Below are 9,677 nucleotides of genomic sequence, written 5' to 3' on the forward strand. Positions count from 1 at the left end.
CGGCGCTCATCGACGGCCGAGCCGACCGGGGGCGGGGCCGAGGAGACCCCGGAAACCCAGGTAGAACCGGTTCTCCATCTCGCCTGACGGGAATGTTGCCCGCACCTCTGGCATGTGACCGCCCTCACCGTCAGGATGCCGCCATGTACCCCGGAACCTGGGCCCAGCGCACGCCCGAGAAGATCGCCCTCGTCATGGCCGGCAGCGGTCGTTCCCTCACCTACGCCGAGCTCGACGAACGCAGTCTGCGCCTCGCCAACCACCTGCGCCAGCAGGGCCTGACCAAGGGCGACGCGGTGGCCCTGGTCAGCGACAACACCCCCGAGTCCTACGAGGTCTACTGGGCCGCGCTGCGTTCCGGGCTCTACGTCACCGCGGTGAACAACCATCTCAGCACCGACGAGATGGCCTACATCGTCGAGGACTGCGGCGCGAAGTCCCTGATCATCTCCGCCCGGGTGGAGGCCGCGACCCGCCTCGACGGCGGGTTGACCGACCGGCTGGCCTACGGCGGCGAGGTGGCCGGCTTCGCCGACTACGAGACGGCGCTGGCCAAGGCCGGCGACGCGCCCCTGCCCGAGCAGCCGCACGGTGAGGACCTGCTCTACTCCTCGGGCACGACCGGGCGGCCGAAGGGCATCAAGTCGCCCCTCCCCGCGATCAGCGTCGAGGAGGAGGGGTACGTCTACCCGGCGATCTTCGGTCCGCTCTACGGGTTCGACCAGGACACCGTGTATCTCTCGCCGGCCCCCGTCTACCACGCGGCCCCGCTGCGCTTCGGCGGTGTGGTCCACGCCCTCGGTGGCACCCTGGTGATGATGGAGAAGTTCGACGCCGAGGGCTTCCTCCGCGCCGTCCAGCAGCACCGGGTGACCCACACCCAGGTCGTGCCCACCATGTTCGTGCGCATGCTCAAGCTCCCCGAGGAGGTGCGCGCCTCCTACGACATCTCCTCGCTGCGCTGCGTCGTCCACGCCGCGGCGCCCTGCCCCGTCGACGTCAAGCACCAGATGATCGAGTGGTTCGGGCCGATCATCGAGGAGTACTACGCCTCCACCGAGGGCATGGGCGGCACCATGATCAACTCCACCACCTGGCTCGAGCACCCGGGGTCGGTCGGGCAGCCGATGATGGGCACGATCCACATCGTCCGCGAGGACGGCAGCGAGGCGGCCCCGGGTGAGGTCGGCGCCATCTACTTCGAGCGCGAGGACCGCGAGTTCGTCTACCACAACGCGCCGGAGAAGACGAAGGAGGCCTTCCACCCCGAGCACGCCTCCTGGACGACCGTCGGCGACCTCGGGTACGTCGACGAGGACGGCTTCCTCTTCCTGACCGACCGCAAGGCGTTCATGATCATCAGCGGCGGGGTCAACATCTACCCCCAGGAGGTCGAGGACCTCTTCAGCCTGCACCCCAAGGTCACCGACGTCGCGATCTTCGGTGTGTCCGACGAGGAGATGGGCGAGCGGGTCGTCGCGTTCGTCCAGCCCGCGCAGGGCGTCGAGACCGGGCCCGAGCTCGCGGCCGAACTCACGGCGTACGCCCGTGAGCGCATCGCCCACTACAAGGTGCCGCGTGAGTTCCACTTCCGCGACGAGCTGCCCCGCACGCCCACCGGCAAGATGGTCAAGGGCAAGCTCAAGGCCGCCTACGAGGAGTCCGTCGCCGCGCGCTGAGGCACCTCACCAACGACCGGACTCGCCGGGCTCCTCGGAGATGACGTGGACGGCGGCCTCCTCGGCGGAGGCGCCCTCTCCGTCGATGCCGACGTCCTGGCCGATCACGTCGCTGTCCTGGTCGTCGCGGGAGGGTTCGTCGCGCCACGGACCCCCCGCGTCGACGAGGCGGCCGGCCCGCCGGTCCCCGACCTCGCGGGAGTCGCCGTCCTCGTGGGGTACGCCGTCGTCGGCCTCCTCGGCGTAGGGATCCTCATCCGGGATCTCCTCGGCGAGCCGCTGGTCGAGACCCTGCCGGTGGGACGCCTCCCAGTGGGTGTTGCCGTAGCCCTGGGCAACCGAGTACCGCTCGGGCGGTGAATACCCCTTGTCCAGCTCGTCGGCGATGCCTTCACGCGGACCACCCTCGTCGAGCATGTCCTCGGCCCCGGGCTGGTCCTCCTCGTCGACGCTGTAGTCGCCGTACTCGCCCTGGCCGTTCTCGTTACTCATCCTTCGTCTCCTCCTTCCCGGAGAGCCTGGGATTCGTGCCTCCCGCCCTCACGTCGCGGCGCGGAGGCCATGTCCGTGACGCTACTCGCTCGGGCCCGACCGGGGGAGGGGCCGGGGCGGACGGTGGAGGATCGGCGGAACTGGCATGATCGGCAACGTGACTGTGACTCCCGAGGACGTTCCACGGATCAGGTTCGGCTACAAGGCCTCCAACGAGCAGTTCCCACCGGCCGAACTGCTGCGCTACGGCATCCTCGCCGAGGAGTGCGGCTTCGACTCGGTCTTCGTCTCCGACCACCTTCAGCCGTGGCGGCACGACGGTGGACACGCGCCGTTCGCGATGACCTGGCTGGGCGCGCTGGGCGCGGCCACCGAGCGGATCACGATGGGCACCTCGGTGCTCACGCCGACCTTCCGCTATCACCCGGCCATCGTCGCCCAGGCCTTCGGCACGCTGGGCTGTCTCTTCCCCGGGCGGGTGGTGCTGGGGATGGGCACCGGCGAGTCGATGAACGAGGTGCCGCTCGGCCTGGAGTGGCCCGCCGGCAAGGAGCGGTTCGCCCGGTTCCGGGAAGCGGTCAAGATCATCCGGCAGCTCTGGTCCGAGGAGCGGGTCGACTTCGAGGGCGACTACTACCGGCTCGACCGGGCCACCGTCTACGACCGGCCCGAGATCCCGGTGCCGCTGTGGCTCGCCGGTTCGGGCCCGCAGGTCACCAAGTACGCCGGCCGAGCCGGCGACGGTTACATCACCACCTCCGGCAAGGGCACCGAGCTCTACACCGACACCCTCCTGCCCGCCGTGAGCGCCGGGGCCGAGGCGTCCGGGCGCAGGCTCGATGACCTGGACCTGATGATGGAGGTCAAGGTCTCCTTCGACCACGACTACGAGGCGGCCCGCGAGGCCACCCGCTTCTGGGGCGCCCTCGGGCTCTCGCCGGAGCAGAAGCACGGCGTCGAGGACCCCGTCGAGATGCAGCGCCTCGCCGACGAGCTGTCCACCGAGCAGACCGCCCGCCGCTTCATCGTCTCCACCGACCCCGACGAGCACGTGGAGCGGATCAAGGGGTACCTCGACCTGGGGTTCACCCACCTGGTCTTCCACGCACCCGGCCCCGACCAGGAGAAGTTCCTGCGCCTCTACGGCGCCGAGATCCTGCCTCGCCTGCGCGCGCTGGCCTGAGCGATGAGCCATCCCACCTACCCGGGCACACCTGCGCCGTACGGTGGCGGGCCGAGCTACGCCTCGCCCCCGCCGCGTAGGCGTCGTACCGGCCAGGTGGTCGCGATCGTGGGGCTGGGCGTGGTGGCGCTGCTGGGCTTCGTCGCAGCCGGTGTCATCTTCGTGACCGGCCCCGAGGACCCGGCCCCCTCCCCGGCCGCCGCGGACCCGCCCTCGCCGTCCGGCGCCTCCGAACCCGCTCAGGACGGAGAGTCGGAGGCCACCGGGTCGGAGGCCGGGCCGGGCACGACGAACGCGGGGGAGACCGGCCTGGCCGCGCTGGGGGAGGCGTACGCCGACGCGCTCAACAGCAAGGACGAGGCGGCCGCGACGGCGCTGACCTGCACGCAGAACGAGGTGGGGTTCCTCTTCGACCTGGTCGTGGGCGAGAGCGACGAGTTCGTGGCCCAGCAGCCGGAGGTGGACTCCGGGCGGGGCACCGGCAGCGTGGAGATCACCTATCCCGAGAGCGTGGCGCCGTACCAGTTGCTCGCCTACTACGAGGACGGTCGCTGGTGTACCGACCTGTATTGAGCGGGCCGCTCACCCCCGCCCACCGGGACAGGCTGTTGGGCGCCGGGGTCGAGCCCGACATCCTGGCCGCCCTGACCGAGGGCCGATCGATCCTGCGACGGGTCGAGGGACCGCTCCCCACGTGGTGGCCCGGCAGCGGCAATGCGATCTACCTGCTCGACGGGGTGCGGCTCCCTGAGCGCCTCGTCGAACTGCTCACCACCTACCCCTTCCGCGACACCGTCGTGGTGGTGGCGAGCGACCTGACCCACCTGACCTGCCTGCTCGTCGGGGGCGACGGGGCGACCGTCTTCGTGGGGGAGCGTGCCTTCCTCTCCGACGGTGAGATCTATTGCGGCGCCGGCTCGAGCGTGGTGCTCAACGGTCGGGTGGTCGCGACCTCGCGGGCCCAGCTCGACGCCCGCAACGGCGGCAGCCTGGTCGCCGCGCCCGATCAGCTGTGGGCCTCGGGCGTCTACCTGGCCACCGACGACATGCACCGTCTCGAGGACCTCGCCACCGGTGCCCGGCTCAACCCCTACGGCGCGACGATCCGCCTCGGCGAGCACGTCTGGCTGGGGAGGGACGCGATCGTCACCGGCCACGTCGAGATCGGGGAGGGATCGGTGGTCGGTGCCCGGAGCCTGGTGCGCGGGCAGAAGATCGCCTCCCACGTCGTCGTCGCAGGGACCCCCGCGCGGGTCATCCGCGAGGGGGTCACCTGGAGGGGCGAGGACACGCCCTGACCAGCGGTTCCGCTGGGCGGTGGGGCCGTCAGCCGGAGGCGTGACGCCGGGCGCCGACGACGCCGCTCACAGCGAGCCCCACGGCGCCGCCGAGGATGAACGGGAGCGGGAGCAGCCAGCGGATGCTGTCGCCGGTCACGACGTCGCCCTGGATCAGCGCCCACACCACCACGAAGGTGAGGAAGACCAGGCCCATCACCAGCTGACCGACGTTGACCGGGTGCCGTCCACCGCGCCAGGTGCGGGCGTTGCTGCGCTGCTTCTCCTCGGCCGCACGGCTCTCCTCCTCCGCAACCCGGCGGGCGGCCGCGGCGAGGTCGTTCTCGAAGGAATCGGGCTCGGGCCCGAACTGCTGGCTGCTCATCGGTTGCTCCAGTCGTAGTCATCGAGGTCGGCGGGGTGGAGGATGGCGATCTCGCCGACACCGAGGTCGGCGTCGATGGTGAGTGTGGGAGCGGAGGCACCCGCATCGTGGGTGCGCTGCGACGTGGTGTCGATGCCGCCCCGCTCGGAGCCGAAGACGTACGCCGCGCCGGGGCCGTCCACCTGGGCGGTGGCGTCCACGCTGACGCCGTCCGGCACGATCACCTCGACCCGGCCGACGCCGCCGTCGATCTCGATGCTCCGCCCGTCGAGCGCCTCGGGATCGCTGACCTGCCGCAGATCGAGCTCCAGCTCGCCCGCCCCGAAGTCGTACTCGGGGGCGACCGCGGCCGCCGTCGCCGGGGCGATCTCGAGGTGCTCTCCCCGGCCGTCGAACTCCTGGGTGACCAGGCTGGCGGCCAGCGCGAACACGGAGATCAGCCCGACCAGGATCAGTCCGCCGGCTCGTCCCCAGAAGGCGCCGAGCACCAGCATCGCGCCGGTGATCCCGACCGCCAGGGCCGCGTACGCCGGGTCGGGGACGCCGCCGACGGCGACGTCGAACAGGCCCAGGGTGCCCTCGGCGAGCGCGATCAGCGCCAGCGTGAACCAGAACAGGAGGGGACCGCGCTTGCGCGGGTTGCGCGGGGCCGGGGGCGGCGGTGGCATCACCGGATGCACCGGATGCACCGGGGCTCCGGCGTACGGTGGGGGAGGTGGGGGAACCGTGCCCGAGCCGGGCATGCCCGGCATGCCGGCCGCGGCCGGCGGCTGTCGGTCCTCGGCCGCTCGGCCCGGTGCGGCGGGTGCTTGGCCCGCCTGCGCCGAGGCCGAAGGCTCTTCCGGGTGGTGCCACGGGGGTACCGGCTGGCCCGGCTGGCCGAAGCCGGCGTGAGAGTGCCAGCCCTGGCCGAGATCCTGGTGCGCCTTGCGCTCGCGCCGGGTGACGACCAGCAGCACGATCAGGCCGACGACGGCCAGCGGCCACGGGAAGCCGATCCCGCCGACGGTGTCGCCGAGCACCAGCAGCACGCCGAGCGCGCCGGCGCCGTAGAGCGCGGCGGTACGGGTGCGCGGCTCGAGGTTGACCGGGGCGTCGTCCTCGCCGTCGCGAGGCACCAGCAGCCAGCAGGCCCCGTAGATCAGGATGCCCGCGCCGCCGAAGAACGCGAGCACGACGAGCGCGACCCGGACGATCACCGGGTCGATGTCGAAGTGGCGGGCGAGCCCGCCACCGACGCCGGCGATGTACTTGTCGTAGCGCACTCGGCGTAGGCGGCTCAGGTCGGTGAACTGCTCGCGCTGCGGGCGCCCGCCGGCGTACGGCGGTGGGACGCCGGCCCCACCGGGGCCGGTCTCGGTGTTCTCCCGGCTGCCGCCCTGCGGCTCGCCGTCCGGTGTGCTGGTCATGCTCCAAGACTGCTGCCTCGCGTGGGCGCACACCATCGGGGACGACCCTGATCCTTGGCGACCCGCCAGGCGGCGTACTCAGGGGTGTCTCGGGGTGCTTCCTCATGGTCGTGGTGATGATCGCGTGTGACGATGGAGGAGTCATGAACCGACCGACCCCCACCCCTCCGGGCACCGCAACGAGCCCCGGCCGCCCGCTGCCGCCACCCCCGCCTCCGCCGCCCTCCGCGTGGGCGCCGCGGCGGGCCACCCGCGACACCCGCTCGCCCGTCATCGGGGGCGTGGCCGCCGGGCTGGCCCGCCACCTGGGCCTGCCGGTGCTGTGGGTGCGGGTGGGCTTGATCGTGGCCACGGTCCTCGGCGGCGGCATGGGCGTCTTCCTCTACGCCGCCCTGTGGGTCATGCTGCCCGCCGACTCGGGCTTCGAGACCGGCACTCCTGGCGAGGAGAGCGCGAGTCGCGGCGGCCGGCGCCCCCAGGGCCAGCGCACCCGGTGGACGGATGCGGGGCCCGCGGTGGCGCTTGCGGTCCTCGGCCTTGGCGCGCTCCTGACGCTCCAGGCGATGGTCGGGGCCGGCGTACTCTTCTGGCCGGTCGTGCTCGGTGTGGCCGGTCTGGCGCTGATCTGGCGGCAGGCCGACGAGGCCCAGCGCGAACGCTGGCGGCACAGCACCGGCAGCCTCGACCCGCTGCGGATGATCGTCGGCGAGGGGTGGGCCGCCTGGGCCCGGATCCTCGGTGGCGTCCTGCTACTGGTGATGGCCGGGCTGCTGATCTTCCTCGACGGCGGCTCGCTGCGCAGCGACGGCTGGGGCGTGGTGATCGCCGTGGTCTTCGTCTTCCTCGGCATCGCCCTGGTCTGTGGTCCGTGGCTGTTCCGACTCGCCACCGACCTCTCCGCGGAGCGGGAGGAGCGCATCCGCACCCAGGAACGGGCGGACATGGCCGCGCATCTGCACGATTCCGTGCTCCAGACGCTCGCCATGATCCAGAAGAACGCCGGTGACCCCGCCACCGTGGCCCGGCTGGCCCGCGCCCAGGAGCGTGACCTGCGTGGCTGGCTCTACGCGGACGAACCGACCGCGGCCGAATCTCTCGCCGGTGCGCTCAAGGCCGCCGCGGCGGAGGTTGAGGATCAGTACGGCATCACGGTGGACGTGGTCACGGTCGGCGATCTCTCCTACGCCGACGCGGCCACGGAGCTGGCCACCCGTCCCCTGGTGGCCGCTACCCGAGAGGCGCTGGTCAACGCCGCCAAGCACGCCGGCACCGACCGTGTCGATGTGTACGCCGAGGTCGGGGGCGACCGGGTGGAGGCGTTCGTGCGAGATCGGGGCAGGGGTTTCGACCTCGACGAGGTGCCGACCGATCGGTACGGCGTACGCGGCAGCATCCTCGCCCGGATGGAGCGCCACGGCGGTGAGGCCCGCGTCCGCTCGGCACCGGGGGAGGGCACCGAGGTGCGGCTCACGATGCCGCTGGACGGTGAGCCTGGGAGTGAGCCCGCCCATGAGCCCGCCAGCGAGGCCACGACCGACGTCGCCGGAGGTTCAGCCGGCTCCCCAGCGGGCGCTCCACCGGGCGGCCCGGTGGCGAGTGGCCCGGTGGCGAGTGGTCCGGCGAGTGGCCCGGTGAGCGACCCGGTGGCGAGGGGTCCGGGGAGTGGCCCGGTGAGCGGCCCCGACGTACCGCCCGGCGATGAGACGATGCCCCTGAACATCCCGATCCGTGGTCCGCGCGAGGAGAGGCACCCATGACGTTGCGTTCCGAATGCTCGATCCGCTCCGGCGGGGCGCCGCATGACCGCGTCCGCTGCACCGGCGTGTCAGTGGCGAACGAGGTGCGCGCGTGAGCGACCTGCCGATCCGTGTCCTGGTCGTCGACGACCATGGGATGTTCCGCAGCGGCGTACGCGCGGAGTTGGCCCGGGAGGGCGCCGGCGTCGTCGACGTGGTGGCTGAGGCGGCCGATGTCGATGAGGCCGTGGCTCGTCTCGCCGCCGAACCGGTCGACGTCGTCCTGCTCGATGTCCACCTTCCTGGTGGTGGCGGCGTGGAGGTGATGCGCCGTACGCAGGCCGACGGCAGGCCTCGCTTCCTCGCCCTCTCGGTGAGCGACGCCGCCGAGGACGTCATCGGCACCATCCGCGGCGGTGCGCGCGGCTATGTCACGAAGACCATCACGGGCCCGGAACTGGTTGCCGCGATCAGGCGGGTGGCCGACGGCGATGCGGTCTTCTCCCCACGTCTGGCCGGCTTCGTCCTCGACGCCTTCGCCGGCGCGATCGACGTCGCCGCGGTCGACGAGGATCTGGACCGGCTCACCGAGCGTGAGCGTGAAGTGATGCGGCTGATCGCGCGCGGGTACTCGTACAAAGAGGTCGCCGGCGAGCTGTTCATCTCGATCAAGACCGTCGAGACCCACATGTCCAGCGTGTTGCGGAAGCTCCAGCTCTCCTCCCGGCACGAGCTGGCGCGCTGGGCTTCGGACCGCCGGCTGCTCTGACCTGCCCGCGGGGGCTGTCGGCGCGGGCGCCGCTAGAGTTCGGACATGGAGATCGTTCGGCTCATTCTGCTTCTGTTGCACCTTCTCGGGTACGCCGCACTGCTCGGCGGTCTGCTGGTCCAGGTCAGGGAACCGGTCAAGAAGGTCAACGCGCTGATGCGCGACGGCGCTGGCACCGCCGTGGTGGCCGGCGTGCTCCTGGTCGGCGTCCTCGAGATGGGCGACGGACCGGTCGATCACGCGAAGATCGCGGTCAAGCTGGTCATCGGCCTGGTCATCCTGGCGCTGGTGATGATGAACCTGCGGCGTGAGTCCATCCCGCAGGGGCTCTGGGCGGCGCTGCTGGCCCTGACCATCCTCAACGTCGGAGTGGCCCTCTTCTGGGCCCCGGCACACGGCGCGTACTGACAGGTCCGTACCTGGCTGCGCACTCGCGGCACGACATCGACGCGGTGTCCGGTTCTCCCCTGGAGAGCACGGGCACCGCGTTCGTTGTCGAGGGGCTGGCGTCGATTTGGCATGGCCTGGCCGCCGGCGTAGTGTTCTCCGAGTCGCCACGAGCGGTGCGCCTCCTGGGTGGGATCTTGATCCTCCACTGAGGGTCGTACTCGAGGCGGTCGCCTCATGACTTTTGGAGTCACGGAAGCTTGTCTCGAGAAGGAGACAGTGTCGTGTCTGCAGGGTATTGAGAAGGTGCTGAAGGGAATGCCCCGAGTTGGGATTCCGATGCCGGTGAGCTCGGGCTGG

The 9,677-nt window shown here is 71.5% G+C and carries 10 protein-coding genes; 7 read left to right on the plus strand and 3 right to left on the minus strand.

Annotated elements, in window-relative coordinates; genetic code table 11:
* The first annotated feature begins 143 nt into the window (after positions 1-143).
* Entirely contained in the window at positions 144-1,679 is a 1,536-nt protein-coding gene (locus tag G515_RS0114535) for an acyl-CoA synthetase (protein ID WP_028660716.1), read from the plus strand.
* Between the two features lie 6 nt (positions 1,680-1,685).
* On the opposite strand, the gene G515_RS0114540 is transcribed toward G515_RS0114535, so the two are convergent.
* Positions 1,686-2,171: a DUF5709 domain-containing protein gene (locus tag G515_RS0114540; protein WP_028660717.1), complete on the minus strand. Its 486-nt coding sequence runs from the start codon at positions 2,169-2,171 to the stop codon at positions 1,686-1,688.
* Between the two features lie 187 nt (positions 2,172-2,358).
* On the opposite strand from G515_RS0114540, the gene fgd reads away from it, so the two are divergent.
* Genes fgd through G515_RS0114555 form a run of 3 tightly spaced genes read left to right on the plus strand, consistent with a single transcriptional unit; the run spans position 2,359 to position 4,652 of the window.
* Positions 2,359-3,354, plus strand: coding sequence for a glucose-6-phosphate dehydrogenase (coenzyme-F420) (gene fgd / locus G515_RS0114545; protein WP_036555862.1), 996 nt, complete (start codon positions 2,359-2,361; stop codon positions 3,352-3,354).
* A gap of 3 nt (positions 3,355-3,357) precedes the next feature.
* Positions 3,358-3,927: a hypothetical protein gene (locus G515_RS0114550; RefSeq protein ID WP_157571114.1), complete on the plus strand. Its 570-nt coding sequence runs from the start codon at positions 3,358-3,360 to the stop codon at positions 3,925-3,927.
* Positions 3,924-4,652 (plus strand): acyltransferase, encoded by a 729-nt coding sequence (locus G515_RS0114555; RefSeq protein WP_245565413.1) that lies wholly within the window; start codon positions 3,924-3,926, stop codon positions 4,650-4,652. Before G515_RS0114550 ends, G515_RS0114555 begins: the two co-directional genes overlap by 4 nt.
* Positions 4,653-4,680: 28 nt before the next feature.
* Here the strand turns inward: G515_RS0114555 and G515_RS0114560 are convergent, their stop codons facing one another.
* Both G515_RS0114560 and G515_RS0114565 read right to left on the minus strand, forming a co-directional pair.
* Complete coding sequence (locus G515_RS0114560; protein WP_028660721.1) at positions 4,681-5,016, minus strand: hypothetical protein; 336 nt, start codon at positions 5,014-5,016, stop codon at positions 4,681-4,683.
* On the minus strand, positions 5,013-6,425 hold the full coding sequence (locus G515_RS0114565) for a PspC domain-containing protein (protein WP_028660722.1): 1,413 nt from the start codon (positions 6,423-6,425) through the stop codon (positions 5,013-5,015). Before G515_RS0114565 ends, G515_RS0114560 begins: the two co-directional genes overlap by 4 nt.
* 143 nt (positions 6,426-6,568) lie before the next feature.
* Between G515_RS0114565 and G515_RS21655 the strand changes: the two genes are divergently transcribed.
* The 3 genes from G515_RS21655 (at position 6,569) to G515_RS0114580 (ending at position 9,338) form a co-directional block, all read left to right on the plus strand.
* Positions 6,569-8,182: an ATP-binding protein gene (locus tag G515_RS21655; protein ID WP_245565414.1), complete on the plus strand. Its 1,614-nt coding sequence runs from the start codon at positions 6,569-6,571 to the stop codon at positions 8,180-8,182.
* Between the two features lie 100 nt (positions 8,183-8,282).
* Positions 8,283-8,930, plus strand: a complete 648-nt coding sequence (locus G515_RS0114575) for a LuxR C-terminal-related transcriptional regulator (protein WP_028660723.1) — start codon at positions 8,283-8,285, stop codon at positions 8,928-8,930.
* A 45-nt stretch (positions 8,931-8,975) separates the two neighbouring features.
* A complete protein-coding gene (locus tag G515_RS0114580) occupies positions 8,976-9,338 on the plus strand; it encodes a hypothetical protein (RefSeq protein ID WP_028660724.1) in 363 nt (120 codons plus the stop codon).
* The last annotated feature ends 339 nt before the right edge of the window (positions 9,339-9,677 follow it).

The organism is Nocardioides insulae DSM 17944 (assembly GCF_000422825.1).
Lineage (GTDB): Bacteria > Actinomycetota > Actinomycetes > Propionibacteriales > Nocardioidaceae > Nocardioides > Nocardioides insulae.

Excerpts from the sequence above, each read along its gene's own strand:
- G515_RS0114535 (WP_028660716.1), top strand. The coding sequence starts at position 144 with ATGTACCCCGGAACCTGGGCCCAGCGCACGCCCGAGAAGATCGCCCTC.
- G515_RS0114540 (WP_028660717.1), bottom strand. The coding sequence starts at position 2,171 with ATGAGTAACGAGAACGGCCAGGGCGAGTACGGCGACTACAGCGTCGAC.
- G515_RS0114550 (WP_157571114.1), top strand. The coding sequence starts at position 3,358 with ATGAGCCATCCCACCTACCCGGGCACACCTGCGCCGTACGGTGGCGGG.
- G515_RS0114560 (WP_028660721.1), bottom strand. The coding sequence starts at position 5,016 with ATGAGCAGCCAGCAGTTCGGGCCCGAGCCCGATTCCTTCGAGAACGAC.
- G515_RS0114565 (WP_028660722.1), bottom strand. The coding sequence starts at position 6,425 with ATGACCAGCACACCGGACGGCGAGCCGCAGGGCGGCAGCCGGGAGAAC.
- G515_RS21655 (WP_245565414.1), top strand. The coding sequence starts at position 6,569 with ATGAACCGACCGACCCCCACCCCTCCGGGCACCGCAACGAGCCCCGGC.
- G515_RS0114580 (WP_028660724.1), top strand. The coding sequence starts at position 8,976 with ATGGAGATCGTTCGGCTCATTCTGCTTCTGTTGCACCTTCTCGGGTAC.